Below are 21,608 nucleotides of genomic sequence, written 5' to 3'. Positions count from 1 at the left end.
GTTTTATCTTCCCACTACTGTGTCTGCGTCTCTTCCTGTACTGAACCGTTCTGCGCTGACTGAACAGTCGGTGCTGCCATAGCAACCGGCGTTTGCCCGGCGGACACGGTCACCGGATACCCCGCCCGGCGATACAGCGCTTTTTCCACCAGACCGTCATCCACCTCTTTCGTCGCCTTAAACTGGCTGAACCCAACTGGCAGCACATACGGCATTGTCTGCACGTTTTGCTCTTCTTCCGGCGACAGCGGTCGATGGACCTCAACGTAGCGCAGACCGTTCGGCTCTACGGAGTATTTCACCGGCTCGTTAATCACTTTCACCGGCGTTCCCGGTCTGACCTGAGAGAACAACGCTTTGATGTCCGGAGCGTTCATCCGGATACACCCTGAACTGACGCGCAGACCGACGCTGTCAGGCTGACTGGTGCCATGAATGAGATACTCGCCATTACCGTGCGCCAGACGCAGTGCAAAGAGCCCCAGCGGGTTATTGGGTCCGGCGGGGACCACCGGCGGCAACGTAATGCCGCGCTCCAGAGAGCGCTTACGAATGCCTGCCGTCGGCGTCCAGGTTGGATTCGGGATTTTCTGCCCCACGCGGGTTTCCATCACCGGCGTTTCCAGTCCCTGCAAGCCGATACCGATCGGGTATACCTGGACGATATTTTCTCCCGGCGGATAGTAGTACAGACGCAGTTCAGCCAGATTGACGATAATGCCTTCACGCGGCGCATCGGGCAGCAGCAGCTGTGACGGGATCGTTATCAGGGTGCCCGGCTTTGGCACAGGAGCAATGGTATTATTCGCCTCCAGAATGAGCATGGCGGCAGTATCAAAACGACGGGCTATCGCCTGAAGGTTTTTATCGCCTTCCTGCACCGTGTACGTTTGATTCTGCCCAACAAGACGACTGCCCGCTGGCGGTAAGGGATAATCCACCGCCCAGGCGGCCTGTATGGCGCTGTAAGCGCCGATAAGCATAAGAGTAATAAGAGACGCGCGTTTCATACCCAACCTCCTGTATTCACTGGCATAGCCAGAATGCTGATAATCCTGTAAGACAGCCAGACTGCCTTACCTAACAGGATGAAAGCTGTCTATTGAGTTTAGCTAAGAGTTGCGGCTTTGGTACGGATCGCGCGAATCATTGCTTCCAGCCCCTGCGAACGAGACGGAGTGAGATGCTGCGCGAGCGCCATGTGTTCGAACCACGGCCGCACATCAAAATTCACGATGTCCTGAGCCGTCATCTGGTGATACAAAATGAAGACGACGGCAATCAGTCCTTTCACAATGGCAGCATCACTGTCGCCCTGCAGTTCAATAACGCCTTGCGCATTCTGACGCATCACTATCCAGACCTGGCTCTGACATCCCTGAATCGTATTTTCAGCACAGCGGTCCGCGGCGGATATCTCCGGCAGTCGCTGTCCCAGTTCAATGATGTACAGATACTTCTCTTCCCAATTAGCGCAACGCTGAAAATTACGCAACAATTTTTCTTTATCCGGCAGCGCGGCCATAGTGCCTCCCTGTTATCCCAGCAAGCGATGAATACGTTGCAAACCTGTCACCAGGCGATCCACTTCTTCATGGGTGTTGTACATTGCCAGCGACGCCCGACACATCGCCGGCACCTGATAAAAAGCCATCAGCGGCATTGCGCAGTGGTGTCCGGTTCGCACGGCGATCCCGTAATTATCGAGAAAACTGCCGACGTCATACGCGTGATGTTTCCCGAGATTAAAGGCGATCACGCCAAGCCGGTCAGTCGGTCCATACAGCGTGAGATCCGGCACCGTCGCCAGTTGCTCCAGCGCATAGTGCATCAGGTTCTGTTCGTACTCACCAATTGCCTCCAGCCCCAGCGCTGAAACATACTCCAGCGCCGCGCCAAAACCGATGATCCCGCCGGTATTCGGCGTCCCCGCTTCGAAGCACCACGGCGCTTTCGCCCAGGTGGTGCCCTGCGTCAGGCTGACAGTGGCGATCATCGACCCGCCCCCTTCCCATGGCGGCATCTGTTGCAACAGCGCCTCTTTGACATAGAGCACGCCAATGCCGGTCGGACCATACAGCTTGTGGCCCGAGAAGACGTAAAAATCGCAGTCCAGCGCCTGAACGTCTACCGGGTGGTGCATCACTGCCTGCGCACCGTCCACCAGCACTTTCGCGCCATGCTGATGCGCCAGCGCGGTCATTTCGGCGATCGGGTTTTCAGTGCCCAGCACGTTAGAGACGTGAGCGATCGCCAGCAGTCGGGTTTTCTCATCAAACAGAGTGGGCAGGACGCCCTGTTGCAATGTGCCGTCGGCGTTCAGCGGAATCACCCGCAGTTCTGCCCCCACCCGCGCGCACAGCATCTGCCAGGGCACAATGTTGGCATGGTGCTCCATCTCACTGATGATGATGTTATCGCCTGCATGGACGTTCTCTGGCCCCCAACTGTTGGCGACCAGGTTAATGCCCTCCGTCGTGCCGCGCACAAAGACCAGTTCTTCCGCCGAGCGCGCGTTAATAAACAGCGACGCCAGTTTGCGCACGTTTTCCATTCTTTCGGTCGCCTGGGCGCTGAGGGTGTGGATCCCCCGGTGCACCGCCGCATAGCCGTGACGATAAAACTCGGCTTCTGCGTCAATCACCTGTGCCGGTTTCTGCGCGCTGGCGGCGCTGTCGAGATACGCCAGCGGCAGGCCGTTCACTTCACGCGTGAGGACGGGGAAATCCGCACGCACGTTGTCGATGGGAAATGTCATGCTACGCCTCCCGGCAAACGCTGGCCTATCCGCGCCAGCACCTGGTGTTTTAGCGCTTCGTCATTCAGCGCTTCCGTCAGTTCTGCGGCAAAGGCATAAAGGATCATCTGCTGCGCATCCCGTTGCGTTATCCCGCGCGAACGCAGGTAGAACATCTGCTCATCGTCAATGCGCCCTACCGTCGCCCCGTGACTGCACTTCACGTCATCGGCGTAGATCTCCAGCTGCGGTTTGGTATCCACCTCCGCGAGCTTCCCGAGCAGCAGGTTGTTGTTCGTCATCTGCCCGTCCGTTTTGACAGCGTGTTGGGCAACGTTAATCAACCCGTTAAACACCGCACGGCCCTTATCGCTGACGATGGTTTTATGCAGTTGTCGGCTGTTGCAGTAGCCTTTGTTGTGCTCAAGCCAGGTGCGGGTATCGCAGACCTCATTTTTCACCGGCATCGCCAGGCTGTTGATCCTGAGCGTCGTGTTCTCTCCGTTCAGTTGGGTACTGGTGTTATGACGCAGTACGGCATCGCCGAGCAGAAAGCTGTGGCTGTGGGCCGAGGCATCCGCCGCCAGCAAAATATCGTTATGGGCGAAGTGATGGCTGAGCGGATTTTCAAACGCCAGCTTAATGTGATGCAGGTGCGCGTTTGCCGCCACGTTCATGGTCAGGCGCGCGCCGGTGAAATGTCGGGCATCATTCAGACTGACGTAATGTTCAATAATTGTCGCTTCCGCGCCTTCCTCCAGCTCAAGGTGATGGCGATAGTGCGCCGTGTTCACTTCCTCAGCGGATACGCCCTGGGTGATGTGCATCAGCAGCAATGGTTTTGCCGGACGCTGGTTACGCTTAACGCGGATATGCGTTACGCCGCGCGCCAGGCTTTCCGTGAGATGCAAAAACACCTCCGGCTGTACCGCGGTCGGCAGGGTCTGGCGCTCATCGTTGATCGCCACCTCAAAGCCGCTGTTGTCCAGGTTGTCGCTGAGCGCCGGACTGAATTGACCGTCGACAAACACCAGTCGCAGCGTATCAACGTTGAGCGCTAACGCGTCGCGCTGCGCCGGGGTAACATCGGCATAGCGACTGACGAACAGGCTGTTGGTGAGGCCTTCCAGCGGCGTATATTTCCAGTTCTCATGCTTGCGCGTTGGCAGCCCCAGGCGCAGAACCTGCTGGAGATGCTGTTGCGCCTGATGTGAGCGCGTCTCGCCCTGCGCTTCAAACAGATGATGCCATTGCTGCAGCGCATTACTGCTGTTCGGTAAGCCAGCCATATCCCTGCTCCTCCAGTTGTTTGACCAGCGTGAAATCGCCAGACTTCACAATCCGTCCCTGATACAGGACGTGGACAAAATCAGGTTTGATATAGTCAAGGATACGCTGATAGTGGGTGACAATAATGAACGAGCGCTTACCGTCGCGCAGTGAGTTGACGCCATCGGCAACCACTTTCAACGCATCAATATCCAGCCCGGAATCCGATTCATCAAGAATACACAGTTCCGGCTCCAGCACCGCCATTTGCAGAATGTCGTTGCGCTTCTTCTCGCCGCCGGAAAAGCCGACGTTCACTGAGCGGGTTAACAGGTCTTCCGGCATCTTCAACAGCGCGATTTTCTCTTCCATCAGATCCTGAAAATCGAAGCGATCGAGCGATTCCTGGCCGCGATAAGTGCGCACCGCATTGAGCGCCGTTTGCAGGAAAAACTGGTTGCTGACGCCGGGAATTTCCACCGGATACTGGAAGGCCATAAAGATACCTTCACCCGCTCTCTCTTCCGGCGCCAGATCGAGCAAGTCTTTCCCTTTAAACGTCACCGACCCGCCGGTGATTTCGTAATCTTCACGCCCTGCCAGCGTCGCAGAGAGCGTACTTTTCCCGGAACCGTTCGGTCCCATAATGGCATGCACTTCCCCCGGACGAACCTCGAGACTCAACCCGCGCAGGATCGCTTTCTCTTCCACACTGACCTGTAAATCTTTAATCGTTAACATGTTGCTTCCTTAACCGACGCTGTGTTCAAGGCTAATGGCTAATAATTTTTGCGCTTCAACGGCAAACTCCAGCGGCAACTCAGAGAACACGTCCTTACAGAAGCCGTTGACAATCATCGAGATCGCATCCTCTTCGCTGATGCCGCGCTGCAGGCAATAGAAAAGCTGATCTTCACCAATCCGCGAGGTGGTTGCTTCGTGCTCCAGCTGCGCGCTGTTGTTACGGCATTCGACATACGGGAAGGTATGCGCCCCGCAGTCGGCGCCAATCAGCATTGAGTCGCACTGGGTGAAGTTACGGGCGTTGGTCGCCGTGGGCATGATTTTGACCAGACCACGATAGCTGTTCTGGCTGTGTCCGGCAGAAATCCCCTTCGAGATAATGGTCGAGCGGGTGTTTTTGCCGATGTGGATCATCTTGGTGCCGGTATCCGCCTGCTGATGCCCGCTGGTCAGCGCCACCGAATAAAATTCACCGATGGAGTTGTCGCCGCGCAGAATACAGCTTGGGTATTTCCAGGTAATTGCCGATCCGGTTTCCGACTGGGTCCACGACATTTTGCTGTTCTCACCCTCGCACAGCGCGCGTTTGGTAACGAAGTTCAGAATCCCGCCGGTGTTGTTATCGCCAGGGAACCAGTTCTGAACGGTGGAATATTTCACCTCGGCGTCTTTATGGATGATCACTTCCACCACCGCCGCATGGAGCTGATAGCTGTCGCGCACCGGCGCTGAACAGCCCTCGATATAGCTCACATAGCTGCCTTCATCCGCTATCAGGATCGTGCGCTCAAACTGTCCGGTCTTCTCGGCGTTAATGCGAAAATAGGTAGAAAGCTCCATCGGGCAGCGCACACCTTTCGGCACATAGATAAAGGTGCCATCAGAGGCGACCGCCGCATTCAGTGCGGCGAAAAAGTTATCGTTGCCGGGGACGACGGTGCCAAGATACTGTTTAACCAGATCGGGATGATCGTGAATCGCCTCGCCGAAAGAGCAGAATATGATCCCCTGTTCCGCCAGTTTTTCACGATAGGTGGTGGCGACGGAAACGGAGTCAAAAATGGCGTCGACCGCCACTTCACGGCCTTCGCGTACCGGCACCCCGAGCTGTTCAAAGGCAGCCTCCACCTCTTTACTGAGAAAAGCATTCGCCCCGGTTTGCTGTACCGCCCCCGGTTCTGACGCGCAGGTCTCATCACAATTCCCACACGAAGGCGCGGAATAGTAGCTGTAGTCCTGATAATTCAGCTTCTCATAGTGCGCTTTCAGCCAGTGCGGCTCCTGCATTTCAACCCAGGCTTTATAGGCATTGAGGCGAAACGCCAGCATCCACTCAGGTTCATTACGTTTAGCCGAAATGGCGCGGACTACCTCTTCGTTGATCCCTTTCGCCAGCTCATCCGTTTGCAGTTGGGTAAAGAAACCCTCCTTATAATTCAGAGGGCCGCCGGTCCAGGTTTTGACATCGTCAGTTGCTTCAGTATTACGAGACATAGTACCGCCTATACCCCAAAGCTTTCGCCACAGCCGCATTCGTTCTGGGCCTTCGGGTTATGAAATTTGAATAACTGGTTTAATCCTTCGCGGACGTAATCGACTTCCGTGCCGTCGATAAACGGCATTGCCTGTAGCGGGGCATAGAGCTTCGCGCCTTCAAACTCAAACAGCAGATCGTCTTTTTCCGGCTCGCTGACGGTATCCAGCACGTAGCCAAAACCGGCGCATCCCGTCTGCTTCACGCCCAGCCGGACGCCCAGCATGTCCGGCTGCTTTGCAACCAGTTCGCGAATATGCGCCGCTGCCGCAGGGGTCAGCGTCAATCCGCGCCAGGTGAAATCGTCCGGATTAAATGTTCCTGAATGCAATTCCATAGGGTTACCTCGCATAATGAGCCATCAGGCTATAACACCATGTTAGTGATAACGATTCTCACTTCAACCCCTCAACAGCAGGGGCATTCCGGCGTTTCATCCTTTTTGAGCACTTTTATTAAGCATAGACCCTGCCACGCGGGTTAAGAGGAATGGATGAATTTGTTCAATACATTGATTGATAATGACTTTAACGTTCGTCATCGACCTGAGTGGTCAAAACAGTAAAGATGTATAGAAAATGACTATTTCAGGGATAGGAATGATATGAGGAGAGTGAAAGCACAGAAAAACAAAACCCTTAAGGTTGTCAGTAACAGCCTTAAGGGTTCCGGCCCCATCCGGCGCTTATCTCCGGCACTCACGATGGCTTAGCTCTTGAAGGGGCGATAAGAATAGTCTCATATTGCCGAAGGTCATTTTTAACACAAATTGCTATCCCTGACTTTTCTGTGTCGGATCAATTCCCTGAATGACGACATCGTTGACGGGATCGCTTTCAGAAACAACCGCAGCCTTTTCCGGCACCCGCGCAGTTCAGCGAGGCCAAAAAAAACCCGACACAGGAGTCGGGTTCTCTTTACGCTGACAATCGCAGAATCAATGAACGCCAAGGCGCCAGGCAAAATAGATCTCTTCTTTTAACTCGGTGGAAGAGAGCGTCAGTAAATCGGTAAATTCGAGCTCAAGTTGTTTCAGTTTTTTAAGGTATTGGGCTGGAGAGAGCTCTGTTTTATCACGACGTAAAAACTCAATTGCCAGTTGGGCCGGGTCTAGTTGGCTAGTCATATCATCCTCGCTTATGGTCAAAACCTGCACAGTATATCACCTTTTGCTGCGCAGATTATGACCAAAAGCAATACTGATCACACTTTTTTAGGTGACAACGTCACACAACAGAGGTGGTCAACCGTGAGGTACAGCACAGTCGCTGCTGCTCATCGTAAATGTCAATCTGCCAGACCTGATACCGGGAGCCGGTATGAATCGCCTTACAGACTCCCTTCACGCGCCCTTCTCGCGCGGAGCGAACGTGGTTAGCGTTGACCTCCAGCCCCACCACTTTCTGCTCACCCTGAGTACACAGGTAACCCGCAACAGAACCGATGCTTTCGGCGAGCACGACGGAGGCTCCGCCGTGTAGCAGGCCAAACGGCTGCTTTGTGCGCCCGTCAACGGGCATTGACGCTTCAAGCGTATCGTCGCCGATATGTTCAAAGCGAATATCCAGCAGGCCAACCATATTCCCTTCGCCCATCGCATTGAGGGCATCGAGGGTGACTTTACGCTTCCAGATCATCCAATAATCTCCAGTAATGCCTGCACAGGATGGCGCACGCCCGTGCCTTCAACGCGTTTCACCTGGCTGCGGCAGGAATATCCCGTCGCGAGACAACGACTGCGCGGCAGTCGCTCCATCGCCTGATGCCACGACAACTCGTAAATGCCCAGCGAACTCGCATGATTCTTCGCCTCATGGCCGTAGGTCCCGGCCATACCGCAACACCCCACGCTGACATTTTCCAGCTTCGCGCCAAAGCGGGCAAAGATCGACGCCCACTGCGCAGGTGCGCCCGGCAGCGCGGTCACTTCGGTACAGTGACCGAAGAAGTACCAGGATTCACCGCTAACGTCACGCGGTTCGTGCGAGGCCAGTGCAGTAGCCAGCCACTCATTGGCGAGTTGGACATGGAAATCACCGCGCTGTTCACCTAATGCCAGCCTGTACTCATCGCGATAACAGAGCACCAGCGCCGGATCGACGCCGACCATTGGCATACCCAGTTTTGCCACGCGGTTCAAAAACTCAGAGGTCTTTTTGGCGGTCTTCGCAAAGCGGGTCAGGAAGCCTTTGATGTGCTGCGCTTTACCGTTTGGCGAGAACGGCAGCAGAACCGGCTGCATCCCCAGTTTTTCGACCAGACGGACGAAATCCGCCACGACCTGCGCGTCGTAATAACTGGTAAACGGATCCTGCACCACCAGCACCGTACTGGTTTTCTGCTCATCCGTCAGCGCTTCAAGCTGTTCCAGCGTCATGTTCGCCGAGCGATGCCCCACCATCTGCTGTTGCAGCGACGGCGTCGACAGCAGCGGCAAATCGACCATACCAATATGTTTTGCCGACAGCTTGCGCACCAGCGGCTGATTAATAAAGAAGTTGAAGGTCTTCGGCGCCCGCGCCATCAGCGGCGCATAGGTTTCGACCGTTGCCACCAGATGGTCGCGCAGCGGGCGCAGGTAGCGGGTGTGGTAAAGCTGCAGGAAGCGCGAGCGGAACTCCGGGACGTCGATTTTGATCGGACACTGCGTCGAGCAGGCCTTACAGGCCAGACAGCCGGACATCGCCTCCTTCACTTCATGCGAAAAATCATACTCGCCTTTGCTGGCATGCCAGGTGTTGCGGGTACGCGAAATCAGGGAACGCAGGCTGGGCCGTTTGCTCGTCAGCGCGTTTTCCAGTCGTACCGGGTCGACGCCGCGATCCGCCAGCAGACGCAGCCATTCACGCACCAGCGTTGCGCGCCCTTTCGGCGAGTGGATGCGGTTGAGGCTGATTTTCATCGACGGACACATCGGGCTCTTCGCGTCGAAGTTAAAGCACAGACCGTTGCCGTTACATTCCAGCGCGCCTCGCCAGGTCTGGCGAACGGCCAGCGGGATTTGCCGGTCCCAGGTGCCGCGTTTAACCGCATCGACTTTCATCATCGGTGCGTCGATACCTTCCGGTGGACAAATTTTCCCTGGATTCAGTCGGTTTTGCGGATCGAACGCCGCTTTCACCTTCCGCAGTTCCGCGAAAAGTTCATCGCCAAAAAACGCCGGGCTGTACTCGGCACGGAAGCCTTTGCCGTGTTCGCCCCACAGCAGACCGCCATATTTCGCCGTCAGCGCCACCACGTCGTCGGAGATTTGCTTCATCAGCACTTCCTGCTGCGGGTCGCACATATCCAGCGCAGGCCGCACATGCAGCACCCCGGCGTCGACGTGGCCGAACATGCCGTAGCTCAGGCCGTGACCATCAAGCAGTGCGCGGAATTCCGCGATATAGTCGGCAAGATGTTCCGGCGGTACGCAGGTGTCCTCGGCAAACGGGATCGGTTTTGCCGCCCCTTTTGCATTTCCCAGCAACCCCACCGCTTTTTTACGCATCGCGTAGATACGCTCAACGCCCGCCAGTTCAGTGCATAACTGCCAGCCAATCACGCCCGCCTCTTCACGGGCAATCAGCTCATCCAGGCGTTCGCACAGGGACGCGACCTGTCCGTCGATAACGGCTTCATCATCACCGGCAAATTCGACAATGTTCAGGCCGAGCATCTCTTTATCCGGGACGTCGGTAATCAGTTCGCTCACCGAATGCCAGACGATATCTTCACGCGCCAGGTTCAGCACTTTTGAGTCAACCGTCTCCACCGACAGCGCACGCGCGTCCACCATGAACGGCGCATTGCGCAGCGCGGAGTCAAAAGAGTCGTATTTCACGTTCACCAGCCGACGCACTTTCGGCAGCGGCGTAATGTCCAGTCGCGCTTCTGTAATGAACGCCAGCGTCCCTTCCGAACCGGTGAGGATCCGGGTCAGATCGAATTCGCTCATGTCATCATTAAAGACATGACGCAAATCGTAGCCCGTCAGGAAGCGGTTCAGTTTGGGGAATTTATCCATGATCAACTGACGCTTATCGCGGCAGCGCTCAAACACGGTGCGATAAATACGGCCAATGGCGGTATTGCTCTGACCGAGCGTCTGCGCCAGTTCAACCGGCAGCGGCTGCGTATCGAGAATATCGCCGCCCAGCAGTACTGCCCGTACGCCCAGCACGTGATCGGACGTCTTCCCGTAGACCAGCGACCCTTGCCCGGAGGCGTCAGTGTTAATCATCCCGCCCAGCGTTGCCCGGTTACTGGTAGACAATTCCGGGGCGAAAAAATAGCCATATGGCTTCAGATACTGATTCAGTTGATCCTTGATCACCCCCGCTTCCACCCGCACCCAGCCCTCTTGCGGGTTGATTTCAATGATGCGGCTCATATAGCGGGACATATCGACGATGATGCCCTGGTTCAGCGCCTGTCCGTTGGTCCCCGTACCCCCGCCGCGCGGGGTGAAAATCAGCGAGGTAAAGCGCGGTTGCGCCGCCAGGCGGGCAATCAGCGCCACATCGGCCGTTGAGCGGGGAAAAACCACAGCATCGGGGAGAAGTTGATAGATACTGTTATCGGTCGACATCGTCAGACGATCGGCATAACTGGTCGCCGTATCGCCGGTAAATCCTTGTTGCTCCAGCTCTTGCAAAAAATTAAGCACCAACTGAACGACGCCGGGTGCCTGAGAAATTTGTGGAATCATTATCGTGACCCTTTCCTGCGGTCTGTGTGTTGTGGGAGTTAATCGTTTGCTTATTGTTGTATCACATTTTTTTCTAATACACCCAACAGAAATACTGGCAGAATCCGCCTGTCAAAAACCGCTGAAATTGCTCATCATTATAAGGCGTGTTTCACGCGGTCGTGTCGCGTCAACGATCTGACGCACTACATAGGTGAAAGAGTTTATGGTCAATATTCATCAGCCCAGGGATATCGCGCAAGTGCTGCTGTCGGTGCTGTTTTTAGCCATCATGATTGTGGCGTGTCTTTGGATTGTTCAACCTTTTATTCTGGGCTTTGCCTGGGCCGGGACGATCGTCATCGCAACCTGGCCGGTTTTACTGCGCCTGCAAAAATTACTCTGGGGCCGACGTTCACTGGCGGTTCTGGTGATGACGCTCTTATTAGTGCTGTTGTTTGTGATCCCGATTGCCCTGCTGGTCAACAGCATTGTTGATGGCAGCGGACCGCTGATTCACGCCGTCACGAGCGGTGATATGACGTTACCGGATCTGGCCTGGCTGAACAGCATTCCGCTGGTCGGCGCGAAACTGTATGCCGGCTGGCATAACCTGCTGGATATGGGGGGGACGGCGATCATGGCGAAGGTCCGTCCGTACATCGGCACCACGACCACCTGGTTTGTCGGTCAGGCCGCCCACATCGGTCGCTTTATGATGCACTGCGGCCTGATGCTCTTGTTCAGCGCCCTGCTGTACTGGCGTGGTGAGACGGTGGCGCTGGGTATTCGTCATTTTGCCTACCGTCTGGCCGCAAAGCGTGGCGACGCGGCGATGCTGCTGGCCGCACAGGCGATCCGCGCGGTCGCGCTGGGCGTGGTCGTCACTGCGCTGGTGCAGGCGGTGCTGGGCGGTATCGGCCTGGCCGTTTCCGGCGTCCCTTACGCCACACTGCTCTCCGTGGTGATGATCCTCTCCTGCCTGGTACAACTGGGGCCGTTACCGGTGTTGATTCCGGCCATTATCTGGCTTTACTGGACTGGCGATACCACCTGGGGCAGCGTGCTGCTGGCGTGGAGTTGCGTGGTGGGAACACTGGATAACGTGATTCGCCCGATGCTTATCCGCATGGGCGCAGATTTGCCGCTGATTCTGATTCTCTCCGGCGTCATTGGCGGCCTGATTGCGTTTGGCATGATTGGTTTGTTTATCGGTCCGGTACTGCTGGCCGTTTCCTGGCGACTGTTTTCGGCCTGGGTTAACGAAGCGCCTGCGCCCACCAGCAACCCCGAAGAACTCCTCGAAGAACTGAACGAAATCGAAGACCTTAAAAAGTAACGTGATAACAGGCGACTCCGGTCGCCTGATTGTTTAACTCCGCTAATCAATACTGTCCCGTAACTTACCTGTAGTGCCTGTTACCGCTTCGTCATCCCTGATTTATGTCGCAAATTCTTTACGATATTTAAACTATTGAGACGAATCTGATCGACGCTAAAACGCCCGATACCCTACTATTAGGTCACGGTTATAGATCAAGACATTGATTTATAAGTATGGAAATCCCCTGAGTGAAACAACGAATTGCTGTGTGTAGTCTTTGCCCATCTCCCACGATGGGCTTTTTTTTATCCTGAAATCGCATTAGTCACGTCCCTGCAAGTAATATTCACAGGCCGATAACAAAGAATATTGCACAAGATATTGTGACTCTCTTCATGCCGAAACCCGTTTAATAATGTTATTTATGCCTTATTGTTTTTTAATATGGGGTCATTCAATGATGAACGCTTATGAACTACAGGCATTACGTCAAGTTTTTGCAATGACCATTGAGGAATGCATGTCATGGATTGCGCCAGATTATAATGTCGGCGACTGGCAACAGTGGGAAAATGGCGAATGTGAACTGCCTCCCGCGATTGTGGAAACGCTGCTGGAAATGCGCAGTAAAAGAAAACGACGTATTAATGCCATTATAGAGAAGATAAACAATCGCATTGGTAATAATACCATGCGTTTCTTTGCTGATTTAACCGATTTCCAGTCAGTCTATCGTGATGGCAGTTTTCTTGACTGGAAAATTTATCAATCCGTTGCTGCCGAACTCTATGCCCACGACCTGGAACGATTGTGCTAGACCACGTATTTCCTGCCACAGGCGATTCATACTAAAAAACGTTAAATAAACAGATTGATTGTACTTTTAAGGCACGGGTTTTTAACCCGTACCAGGGAAAATCATTAGCCATTTCGCTGAGCAGGCATCATGAAAAATCACTATTTCCCCACCGCGATGGGGCTGTATCTCAATTACCTGGTGCATGGCATGGGGGTCATCCTGATGAGCCTCAACATGGCATCGCTCGAACAACAGTGGCAGACAAATGCCGCCGGCGTGTCTGTCGTGATCTCCTCATTAGGCATCGGGCGCTTAAGCGTCCTGCTTTGTGCCGGATTACTCTCCGACCGGTTTGGCCGCAGACCCTTTATTATTCTGGGAATGCTCTGCTATGTGACGTTCTTTTTCGGCATTCTGACGACCCACAATATTATCATCGCTTATGCGTTCGGGGTCCTCGCGGGCATGGCGAACAGTTTTCTGGATGCGGGTACCTACCCCAGCCTGATGGAGGCCTTTCCCTCTTCGCCGAGCACCGCCAACATCCTGATTAAGGCCTTTGTCTCCGGCGGACAGTTCTTACTCCCCATCATTATCAGTCTGCTGGTCTGGGCGGAACTGTGGTTTGGCTGGTCATTTATCGTTGCGGCCGCAATCATGTTGATTAACGGTCTGTTTTTACTGCGCTGCACTTTTCCGCCCCATCCCGGGCGTCGCGTTGCACCGGTCACGCCAGTGCACGAACAGCACCCGGCGGAAAAACATCGCTGCGCATTTATCGATCTTGCCAGCTACACCCTGTATGGCTACATCTCGATGGCCACGTTTTATCTCATCAGCCAGTGGCTGGCGCAATACGGGCAGTTTGTCGCCGGGATGTCGTATACCCTGTCGATCAAATTGCTGAGCATTTATACCTGCGGTTCACTGCTTTGCGTGTTGATTACCGCCCCGCTGGTGCGCAAAACGGTGCGTTCCACCACCTTGCTGATGCTGTACACCTTCGTCTCGTTTGTCGCGCTGTTGACGGTATGCCTACATCCCACGGTGTATGTTGTGATTGTCTTTGCCTTTGTGATCGGCTTTTCATCAGCCGGAGGGGTGGTACAGATAGGCCTGACCCTGATGGCAGCCCGCTTCCCGCATGCGAAAGGGAAAGCCACCGGCATTTATTACAGTGCAGGTAGCATTGCCACCTTCACGATCCCGCTGGTAACGGCCCATCTCTCACAGAGAAGCATCGCCGATATTATGTGGTTTGATACCGGTATTGCCGCCGTAGGTTTCCTGTTGGCGCTGTTTATCGGCTATCGCAGTCGTCTCGAAACAAAACGTCAGTTGTTGATATCACCGTTAGCGGAATAAGGCTGAATCCGCCATATGCAATATTGTTATCGCTAACTGCAATATAGTTTGTATAACGTCAATAACATCAGCAAAACGTCGCAGGAGAAGTGGGCTTTCACACTTTCGTCTGCAATATACCTGGTAATGAAAACGTCATGTTATGTAGTTCATGTCATTGCGCAGCCGTATATTAGTGAAAAATCGCCGGATATAAAAACGCTGGCGAAAACAGAATTAAATTAACCGGCAAGGAGCTTTGAAAAAATGTCACAAAATAAAGCTTTCAGCACGCCATTTTTCCTGGCGGTCATCTGTATTTATCTCAGCTATTTTCTCCACGGCATTAGCGTCATTACGCTGGCGCAAAATATGACCTCCCTCGCCGCTAAGTTTTCTACCGACAGCGCGGGGATCGCCTATTTAATTTCCGGTATCGGCCTGGGTCGTCTGGTCAGTATTCTGTTTTTTGGCGTCCTGTCGGATAAATTTGGCCGTCGGGCGATCATTCTGTTAGGTGTCGCATTATATATCCTCTTTTTCTTCGGTATTCCTGCCAGCCCTAATCTGATGGTGGCCTTTGTGCTCGCCGTATGCGTGGGCGTGGCTAACTCGGCACTCGACACCGGTGGCTATCCGGCGCTGATGGAATGTTTCCCGAAAGCGTCAGGTTCGGCGGTGATCCTGGTCAAAGCCATGGTCTCCTTCGGGCAGATGCTCTATCCGATGCTGGTCGGCTACATGCTGCTCAACAACATCTGGTACGGCTATGGCGTGATCATTCCTGGCATTCTGTTTGTGCTGATAACTCTGATGCTGCTGCGCAGTAAATTCCCCGATCAACTGGTGGATGCCAGCGTCGCTAAAGAGCTGCCGCAGATGAACAGCAAACCGCTGGTCTGGCTGGAAGGGGTGGCTTCCGTCATGTTTGGCGTGGCGGCGTTTTCCACCTTCTACGTCATCGTGGTCTGGATGCCGAAGTACGCCATGGCCTTCGCCGGAATGGAAGAAGCGGATGCGCTGAAAACCATCACCTGGTATAGCCTGGGCTCGCTGTGCTGCGTCTTTATCTTTGCTGCGCTGCTGAAAAAGATGGTTCGCCCCATCTGGGCTAACGTCTTTAACGCCGGTCTGGCGACCGTGACCGCCGCGGTCATTTATCTCTGGCCGTCCCCGCTGGTATGTAACGTGGGCGCATTTGCGATTGGCTTCTCCGCAGCGGGAGGGATTTTACAACTGGGCGTGTCGGTGATGTCGGAATTCTTTCCGAAAAGCAAAGCCAAAGTCACCAGCGTTTATATGATGATGGGCGGTCTCGCGAATTTTATCATTCCGCTGATTACCGGCTACCTCTCCACCATCGGCCTGCAATACATCATCTTACTGGACTTCGTTTTTGCCCTACTGGCCTTCATCACCGGCATCATCGTTTTTATTCGCTATTACCGGGTCTTCAATATTCCGCAGAACGATATCCGTCTGGGTGAACGTTATTTTTCAACAAAAAGTTAAGCGACAATTTAAGGAGTCATGTTATGGATGTAACCGCGAAATATGAACTGATCGGCTTAATGGCTTACCCCATCAGACACAGTCTGTCACCTGAGATGCAAAATAAGGCGCTGGAGAAAGCCGGATTGCCGTTTACTTACATGGCCTTTGAGGTCGACAACAGCACCTTCGCAGGCGCTATCGAGGGGCTGAAAGCGTTAAAAATGCGCGGCACTGGCGTATCGATGCCCAATAAGCAACTGGCCTGTGAGTTTGTTGATGAACTGACCCCGGCGGCGAAACTGGTGGGCGCCATTAATACCATCGTCAATGATGACGGTTATCTGCGCGGTTACAATACCGACGGCACGGGCCACATTCGCGCGATTAAAGAGAGCGGTTTCGATATCAAGGGTAAAACCATGGTATTACTGGGCGCCGGTGGCGCATCCACTGCCATCGGCGCGCAGGCGGCCATTGAGGGGATCAAGGAGATTAAACTCTTTAACCGCAATGATGAGTTCTTCCAGAAAGCGCAGGACTTCGCCAAACGGGTGAATGAAAACACAGACTGCGTGGTGACAGTGACAGACCTTGCCGACCAGCATGCCTTCGCAGACGCGCTGGCGACAGCGGATATCCTGACCAACGGCACCAAAGTCGGCATGAAGCCGCTGGAGAATGAATCTATCGTCAGCGACGTGAGCCTGCTACGTCCGGAACTGCTGGTTACCGAATGCGTCTACAACCCGCATATGACGAAGTTACTGCAGCAGGCGCAACAAGCCGGTTGCAAAACAATCGATGGTTACGGCATGTTGTTGTGGCAAGGTGCTGAACAGTTCAAACTGTGGACCGGCAAAGATTTCCCGCTGGAATATGTGAAACAGGTGATGGGGTTTGCGGCCTGACGGCCAGGAACTAAGACTGATAAAAGGTATTAAATGAAAACCGTAACCGTTAAAAACCTCGTGATTGGCGAAGGGGCTCCAAAAATAATCGTCTCGCTGATGGGCAAAGATCTCGCCAGCGTCCGCTCGGAAGCACAGGCCTATCGCGACGCGGATTTCGACATTCTGGAATGGCGCGTTGACCATTTCGCCGATGTCGCCTCTGCCGATGCCGTGCTGGAGGCGGTCCGCGCGATCCGTGCCGAGATGCCTCAAACTCCCCTGCTGTTTACCTTCCGCAGCGCGAATGAAGGGGGTGAGCAGGCCATTTCGACTGACGCCTATCTCGCGCTGAATCGCGCGGCGGTCGACAGCGGTCTGGTGGATATTATCGATCTCGAACTGTTTACCGGTGATGAGCAGGTCAGAGCGACGGTTGACTATGCGCACAGTAAAAACGTCAAGGTGATCATGTCCAACCATGATTTCCACAAGACGCCAGCAGAAGAAGAGATCGTTGCACGACTGCGCAAAATGCAGGAGCTGGGCGCCGATATTCCGAAGATAGCCCTGATGCCGCAAAGCCGTAGCGATGTTCTGACACTGCTTTCCGCCACACTGAAAATGCAGGAGCAGTACGCCGACCGTCCGGCGATCACCATGTCGATGTCGAAAACCGGTGTGATTTCGCGCCTGGCCGGTGAAGTCTTCGGATCAGCAGCGACCTTTGGCGCGGTTAAAAAGGCTTCAGCGCCCGGACAAATATCCGTTAGCGACCTGCGCACGGTATTAACGATTTTACATCAGGCTTAATGCACTGAATAAAGGCGGGAAGCATATCCTCCCGCCATAAAATATAACTTTCAACCCATAGTGAATATTTCACATAAATATTCAGCGGATGCCTGCGTCTGAATCCAGCGGCGCACAGTATCCGCCGGGTACCCAGGAGTTAATATGAAAGCTGAAAGACCACCCCGCGTGAAGGGGCGCGTGCCTGTACTCTCGGCCCAGGACGCGGTTAATTATATTAAAGATGAAGATGTGCTGTGTATATTAGGCGCGGGTGGCGGTATTCTGGAAGCCACCACCTTAATTACCGCCTTAGCCGATAAATATAAACAAACGCAAACGCCGCGTAATTTATCGATTATCAGTCCGACCGGTCTGGGCGATCGCGCCGATCGCGGAATCAGTCCGCTAGCCCAGGAAGGGCTGGTGAAATGGGCACTGTGCGGACACTGGGGTCAATCGCCGCGTATTTCGGACCTGGCAGAACAGAATAAAATTGCCGCCTATAACTATCCACAGGGCGTGCTGACCCAGGCGCTGCGCGCGTCTGCCGCCCACCAGCCCGGGATCCTCAGCGATATCGGGATTGGGACTTTTGTTGACCCGCGCCAACAGGGCGGCAAGCTCAATGAAGTGACCAAAGAGGACCTCATCAAGCTGGTGGAGATTGATAACAAAGAATATCTCTACTACAAAGCCATTGCCCCGACCGTGGCGTTTATCCGCGCCACGACCTGTGACAGCGAAGGCTATGCCTCGTTTGAAGATGAAGTGATGTACCTCGACGCGCTGGTGCTGGCTCAGGCGGTACACAACCACGGCGGCATCGTGATGATGCAGGTGCAGAAGATGGTCAAAAAAGCCACGCTGCATCCCAAATCCGTGCGTATCCCCGGCTATCTGGTGGATATTGTGGTCGTCGATCCTGACCAGACGCAACTGTACGGCGGCGCGCCGGTGAACCGCTTTATCTCGGGCGATTTCACCCTCGACGACAGCACTCAACTCTCCCTGCCCCTCAACCAGCGCAAACTGGTCGCTCGCCGCGCGCTGTATGAGATGCGTAAAGGCGCGGTGGGTAACGTTGGCGTCGGCATCGCGGATGGCATTGGGCTGGTGGCCCGCGAAGAAGGCTGTGCGGATGACTTCGTACTGACCGTCGAAACCGGCCCCGTTGGCGGTATCACTTCACAGGGCGTCGCCTTTGGTGCGAACGTCAATACCCGCGCCATTCTTGATATGACGTCACAGTTTGACTTCTACCACGGCGGAGGACTGGACGTTTGCTATCTGAGCTTTGCGGAAGTCGACCGTCACGGCAACGTCGGGGTACATAAATTCAACGGCAAAATCATGGGCACCGGCGGTTTTATCGATATCAGCGCCACCTCGAAGAAAATTGTTTTCTGCGGCACGTTAACCGCAGGCAGTCTGAAAACAGAGGTCGCCGACGGTAAATTAACCATCGTCCAGGAAGGCCGGGTGAATAAATTCATTAGCGAACTGCCGGAAATTACCTTCAGCGGAAAAATCGCGCTCGAGCGTGGACTGGATGTGCGCTACATCACCGAGCGCGCGGTATTTACGCTGAAAGAAGACGGTCTGCATCTTATTGAGATTGCTCCAGGGGTGGATCTGGAACGCGATATTCTGGCCAAAATGGATTTCGCACCGGTTATTTCGCCGAACCTGAAACTGATGGATGAAAGATTATTTATCGACGCCACCATGGGTTTTGAACTGCCGGAAGCGGCTAATTAAAAGGAGTACGATGATGGACTTTTCTTTAACCGAAGAGCAAGAGCTGCTGCTTGCCAGTATTCGAGAACTGATCACCAGCAATTTTCCGGAAGAGTATTTCCGTACCTGCGATCAGACGGCGACCTATCCCAGAGAGTTTATGCGCGCGCTGGCCGATAACGGTATTTCCATGCTGGGCGTACCCGAAGAGTTCGGCGGCATTCCGGCAGACTACGTGACACAAATGCTGGCCCTGATGGAAGTGTCAAAATGCGGCGCCCCGGCCTTTTTGATAACCAACGGTCAGTGTATTCACAGCATGCGTCGTTTCGGTTCGCCAGAGCAACTGCGAAAAACGGCGGAAAGCACACTGGAGACCGGTGACCCGGCCTATGCGCTGGCGTTGACCGAGCCGGGTGCCGGTTCGGATAACAACAGCGCCACCACCAGCTACACGCGCAAAAATGGCAAGGTGTACCTGAACGGTCAGAAGACGTTTATTACCGGTGCCAAAGAGTACCCGTACATGCTGGTGCTGGCGCGTGACCCGGAGCCGAAAGATCCGAAGAAAGCCTTTACCCTCTGGTGGGTGGAGTCCAACAAACCAGGGATCAAAGTCAACCCACTGCACAAAATCGGCTGGCACATGCTCAGCACGTGTGAAGTCTATCTCGACAACGTTGAGGTGGATGAAAGCGACATGGTGGGCGAGGAAGGCATGGGCTTTCTCAATGTGATGTACAACTTTGAGATGGAACGTCTGATCAACGCTGCGCGCAGTACCGGTTTTGCTGAGTGCGCCTTTGAGGATGCCGCGCGTTATGCCAACCAGCGCATCGCGTTTGGCAAGCCGATTGGACACAACCAGATGATCCAGGAAAAACTGGCGCTGATGGCAATCAAAGTCGACAACATGCGCAATATGGTGCTGAAGGTGGCATGGCAGGCCGATCAGGAGCAGTCGCTGCGTACCAGTGCCGCCCTGGCGAAACTGTACTGCGCCCGTACGGCAATGGAAGTGATTGACGATGCGATCCAAATTATGGGCGGGCTAGGCTATACCGACGAAGCGCGCGTCTCCCGATTCTGGCGTGATGTCCGTTGCGAACGGATTGGCGGCGGGACGGATGAGATCATGATTTATGTCGCAGGCCGGCAGATCCTGAAGGATTATCAGAACAAGTAAGCGTCAGGCCGGATACGGTGCTTGCACCGCTATCCGGCGATTTACTCGCTTACCTATGCTGAAACAAAAACTCAGGCGTCAGACAACAGACAGGCCTGCTCTGCCAGATTGTTTTTAAACTGTTTACGGTAATCACCGGGCGAACAGCCAACGTGGCGCAAAAACAGCTTGGCGAAGTGGTCGACATTCTCGTAGCCGACGTGCCAGGAAATTTCGGCCTGGGAATAATCGGTATTGGTCAGCGCAAATTTTGCTTCGGTCATCCGCCGCTGAATCACATAATTGATCGGTGAAATATGGTACTCGCGGGTAAATTCGTGGCAAATATAGCTGACGCTGGCACGAAATTTTTTTGATAACTGCTCAAGCGTAATTTTCTCGCGATAATTATTATTGAGGTAGACCAGAATATCTTTAATCAGAACATCTTTTTTAATATACCCCTGCTCTGAGCGATAGGCATTTTTAAAGTTTTCGTAGAAGAGTACCGTCAACGCATAGGCAAATGCATCGCAGACGGATGACGTCAGCCCATTTTTACTTTGCGGCAGCATCACGCTGAGTTCATTAAAAATACTTTTAATGACCTCTTTACCCTGACCAACGGCAACCACCGGACAGGAATGCGATTGCAGCAGTTGATTCTCTTCCCAGTCCTGAAAGCGAAAGCCATACAGCGCGCAGGTGTAGGTCGTGGCAGGCGCATTCACGTCCGATGTCACGGCATGCAGTCGCCCCCGCTCCACGACGACGATATCGTCCTCGTGAGCCACATACAGTGAAGAGTCGATAATTAATCTGACAATGCCTTTTTTAACGTAAATCAGCTCCGTCTCATTATCATGCACGTGATGACCAGACTCCCAGCGGGGATCATCACTAATGACAAATCGGGAAAATCGCGGGGTCTTACCCTGGTCAAAAAGGCTTTCCATTGCATTATCAAAGCAGCGTTGATACATGACAACCTCCACAAGCAGATAGTAATCCTGAACAATATAATAGGGATAAAATAGAGCGAGTACGGCGGTTATACAACTGTATTTAGTAAGGGCAAAACAAGATTATTTCCCTAACCTGCAAGATAAT

At 53.9% G+C, this 21,608-nt stretch carries 19 protein-coding genes and 1 other RNA gene; 9 read left to right on the top strand and 11 right to left on the bottom strand.

Features of this window, described 5'->3' with window-relative positions; all coding sequences use genetic code 11:
* Positions 1-14 precede the first annotated feature (14 nt).
* The 10 genes from ldtE to F384_RS06200 form a co-directional block, all read right to left on the bottom strand.
* Entirely contained in the window at positions 15-1,010 is a 996-nt protein-coding gene (gene ldtE / locus F384_RS06245; protein WP_046480358.1) for a L,D-transpeptidase LdtE, read from the bottom strand.
* A gap of 98 nt (positions 1,011-1,108) precedes the next feature.
* Positions 1,109-1,525 carry a cysteine desulfuration protein SufE gene (gene sufE / locus F384_RS06240; protein ID WP_046480356.1) on the bottom strand — a complete coding sequence of 139 codons (417 nt, stop codon included), beginning with the start codon at positions 1,523-1,525 and terminating at the stop codon, positions 1,109-1,111.
* 12 nt (positions 1,526-1,537) lie between these two features.
* Positions 1,538-2,758: a cysteine desulfurase SufS gene (sufS, locus tag F384_RS06235; protein WP_046480354.1), complete on the bottom strand. Its 1,221-nt coding sequence runs from the start codon at positions 2,756-2,758 to the stop codon at positions 1,538-1,540.
* Positions 2,755-4,026: a Fe-S cluster assembly protein SufD gene (gene sufD, locus F384_RS06230; protein ID WP_046480353.1), complete on the bottom strand. Its 1,272-nt coding sequence runs from the start codon at positions 4,024-4,026 to the stop codon at positions 2,755-2,757. Before sufD ends, sufS begins: the two co-directional genes overlap by 4 nt.
* Positions 4,001-4,747 carry a Fe-S cluster assembly ATPase SufC gene (sufC, locus tag F384_RS06225; protein WP_046480351.1) on the bottom strand — a complete coding sequence of 249 codons (747 nt, stop codon included), beginning with the start codon at positions 4,745-4,747 and terminating at the stop codon, positions 4,001-4,003. Before sufC ends, sufD begins: the two co-directional genes overlap by 26 nt.
* Positions 4,748-4,756: 9 nt before the next feature.
* A complete protein-coding gene (gene sufB, locus F384_RS06220; protein WP_046480350.1) occupies positions 4,757-6,244 on the bottom strand; it encodes a Fe-S cluster assembly protein SufB in 1,488 nt (495 codons plus the stop codon).
* An 8-nt stretch (positions 6,245-6,252) separates the two neighbouring features.
* A complete protein-coding gene (gene sufA, locus F384_RS06215; protein WP_046480346.1) occupies positions 6,253-6,621 on the bottom strand; it encodes a Fe-S cluster assembly scaffold SufA in 369 nt (122 codons plus the stop codon).
* Positions 6,622-7,221: 600 nt separating this feature from the next.
* Complete coding sequence (locus F384_RS06210) at positions 7,222-7,410, bottom strand: YdiH family protein (protein WP_042320056.1); 189 nt, start codon at positions 7,408-7,410, stop codon at positions 7,222-7,224.
* 100 nt (positions 7,411-7,510) lie between these two features.
* Complete coding sequence (gene menI / locus F384_RS06205; RefSeq protein ID WP_046480345.1) at positions 7,511-7,921, bottom strand: 1,4-dihydroxy-2-naphthoyl-CoA hydrolase; 411 nt, start codon at positions 7,919-7,921, stop codon at positions 7,511-7,513.
* Positions 7,918-10,974, bottom strand: a complete 3,057-nt coding sequence (locus tag F384_RS06200) for an FAD-binding and (Fe-S)-binding domain-containing protein (protein ID WP_046480343.1) — start codon at positions 10,972-10,974, stop codon at positions 7,918-7,920. The genes menI and F384_RS06200 overlap by 4 nt, the downstream gene beginning before the upstream one ends.
* Positions 10,975-11,179: 205 nt before the next feature.
* On the opposite strand from F384_RS06200, the gene ydiK reads away from it, so the two are divergent.
* The 9 genes from ydiK (at position 11,180) to F384_RS06160 (ending at position 20,519) form a co-directional block, all read left to right on the top strand.
* Entirely contained in the window at positions 11,180-12,292 is a 1,113-nt protein-coding gene (ydiK, locus tag F384_RS06195; protein WP_046480342.1) for an AI-2E family transporter YdiK, read from the top strand.
* 186 nt (positions 12,293-12,478) lie between these two features.
* Positions 12,479-12,586: antisense sRNA RprA (rprA, locus tag F384_RS28210), an RNA gene on the top strand.
* 151 nt (positions 12,587-12,737) lie between these two features.
* Complete coding sequence (locus tag F384_RS06190; RefSeq protein WP_046497811.1) at positions 12,738-13,094, top strand: YdiL family protein; 357 nt, start codon at positions 12,738-12,740, stop codon at positions 13,092-13,094.
* Positions 13,095-13,223: 129 nt separating this feature from the next.
* The gene (locus tag F384_RS06185) at positions 13,224-14,441 is read left to right on the top strand and encodes an MFS transporter (protein ID WP_046480341.1); all 1,218 of its coding nucleotides are present in this window, start codon (positions 13,224-13,226) and stop codon (positions 14,439-14,441) included.
* A 246-nt stretch (positions 14,442-14,687) separates the two neighbouring features.
* Positions 14,688-15,932 (top strand): MFS transporter, encoded by a 1,245-nt coding sequence (locus F384_RS06180; RefSeq protein WP_046480340.1) that lies wholly within the window; start codon positions 14,688-14,690, stop codon positions 15,930-15,932.
* A gap of 23 nt (positions 15,933-15,955) precedes the next feature.
* Positions 15,956-16,822, top strand: a complete 867-nt coding sequence (ydiB, locus tag F384_RS06175) for a quinate/shikimate dehydrogenase (protein ID WP_046480338.1) — start codon at positions 15,956-15,958, stop codon at positions 16,820-16,822.
* Positions 16,823-16,855: 33 nt separating this feature from the next.
* Positions 16,856-17,614, top strand: coding sequence for a type I 3-dehydroquinate dehydratase (aroD, locus tag F384_RS06170; protein ID WP_046480337.1), 759 nt, complete (start codon positions 16,856-16,858; stop codon positions 17,612-17,614).
* Between the two features lie 144 nt (positions 17,615-17,758).
* Positions 17,759-19,354, top strand: a complete 1,596-nt coding sequence (locus F384_RS06165; protein ID WP_046480335.1) for an acyl CoA:acetate/3-ketoacid CoA transferase — start codon at positions 17,759-17,761, stop codon at positions 19,352-19,354.
* Positions 19,355-19,367: 13 nt separating this feature from the next.
* Entirely contained in the window at positions 19,368-20,519 is a 1,152-nt protein-coding gene (locus F384_RS06160; RefSeq protein ID WP_046480333.1) for an acyl-CoA dehydrogenase, read from the top strand.
* A gap of 71 nt (positions 20,520-20,590) precedes the next feature.
* Here F384_RS06160 and F384_RS06155 read toward each other — a convergent pair whose 3' ends face one another.
* Positions 20,591-21,481 (bottom strand): AraC family transcriptional regulator, encoded by an 891-nt coding sequence (locus F384_RS06155; protein WP_046480332.1) that lies wholly within the window; start codon positions 21,479-21,481, stop codon positions 20,591-20,593.
* Between the last annotated feature and the right edge of the window lie 127 nt (positions 21,482-21,608).

The sequence above is a fragment of the Citrobacter amalonaticus Y19 genome (genome assembly GCF_000981805.1).
Taxonomy (GTDB): domain Bacteria; phylum Pseudomonadota; class Gammaproteobacteria; order Enterobacterales; family Enterobacteriaceae; genus Citrobacter_A; species Citrobacter_A amalonaticus_C.
The sequence above is the reverse complement of the archived record's forward strand: the minus strand, read 5'-3'. Positions and strand labels throughout refer to the sequence as shown.

Excerpts from the sequence above, each read along its gene's own strand:
- ldtE (WP_046480358.1), bottom strand. The coding sequence starts at position 1,010 with ATGAAACGCGCGTCTCTTATTACTCTTATGCTTATCGGCGCTTACAGC.
- sufE (WP_046480356.1), bottom strand. The coding sequence starts at position 1,525 with ATGGCCGCGCTGCCGGATAAAGAAAAATTGTTGCGTAATTTTCAGCGT.
- sufS (WP_046480354.1), bottom strand. The coding sequence starts at position 2,758 with ATGACATTTCCCATCGACAACGTGCGTGCGGATTTCCCCGTCCTCACG.
- sufD (WP_046480353.1), bottom strand. The coding sequence starts at position 4,026 with ATGGCTGGCTTACCGAACAGCAGTAATGCGCTGCAGCAATGGCATCAT.
- sufC (WP_046480351.1), bottom strand. The coding sequence starts at position 4,747 with ATGTTAACGATTAAAGATTTACAGGTCAGTGTGGAAGAGAAAGCGATC.
- sufB (WP_046480350.1), bottom strand. The coding sequence starts at position 6,244 with ATGTCTCGTAATACTGAAGCAACTGACGATGTCAAAACCTGGACCGGC.
- sufA (WP_046480346.1), bottom strand. The coding sequence starts at position 6,621 with ATGGAATTGCATTCAGGAACATTTAATCCGGACGATTTCACCTGGCGC.
- F384_RS06210 (WP_042320056.1), bottom strand. The coding sequence starts at position 7,410 with ATGACTAGCCAACTAGACCCGGCCCAACTGGCAATTGAGTTTTTACGT.
- menI (WP_046480345.1), bottom strand. The coding sequence starts at position 7,921 with ATGATCTGGAAGCGTAAAGTCACCCTCGATGCCCTCAATGCGATGGGC.
- F384_RS06200 (WP_046480343.1), bottom strand. The coding sequence starts at position 10,974 with ATGATTCCACAAATTTCTCAGGCACCCGGCGTCGTTCAGTTGGTGCTT.
- ydiK (WP_046480342.1), top strand. The coding sequence starts at position 11,180 with ATGGTCAATATTCATCAGCCCAGGGATATCGCGCAAGTGCTGCTGTCG.
- F384_RS06190 (WP_046497811.1), top strand. The coding sequence starts at position 12,738 with ATGAACGCTTATGAACTACAGGCATTACGTCAAGTTTTTGCAATGACC.
- F384_RS06185 (WP_046480341.1), top strand. The coding sequence starts at position 13,224 with ATGAAAAATCACTATTTCCCCACCGCGATGGGGCTGTATCTCAATTAC.
- F384_RS06180 (WP_046480340.1), top strand. The coding sequence starts at position 14,688 with ATGTCACAAAATAAAGCTTTCAGCACGCCATTTTTCCTGGCGGTCATC.
- ydiB (WP_046480338.1), top strand. The coding sequence starts at position 15,956 with ATGGATGTAACCGCGAAATATGAACTGATCGGCTTAATGGCTTACCCC.
- aroD (WP_046480337.1), top strand. The coding sequence starts at position 16,856 with ATGAAAACCGTAACCGTTAAAAACCTCGTGATTGGCGAAGGGGCTCCA.
- F384_RS06165 (WP_046480335.1), top strand. The coding sequence starts at position 17,759 with ATGAAAGCTGAAAGACCACCCCGCGTGAAGGGGCGCGTGCCTGTACTC.
- F384_RS06160 (WP_046480333.1), top strand. The coding sequence starts at position 19,368 with ATGGACTTTTCTTTAACCGAAGAGCAAGAGCTGCTGCTTGCCAGTATT.
- F384_RS06155 (WP_046480332.1), bottom strand. The coding sequence starts at position 21,481 with ATGTATCAACGCTGCTTTGATAATGCAATGGAAAGCCTTTTTGACCAG.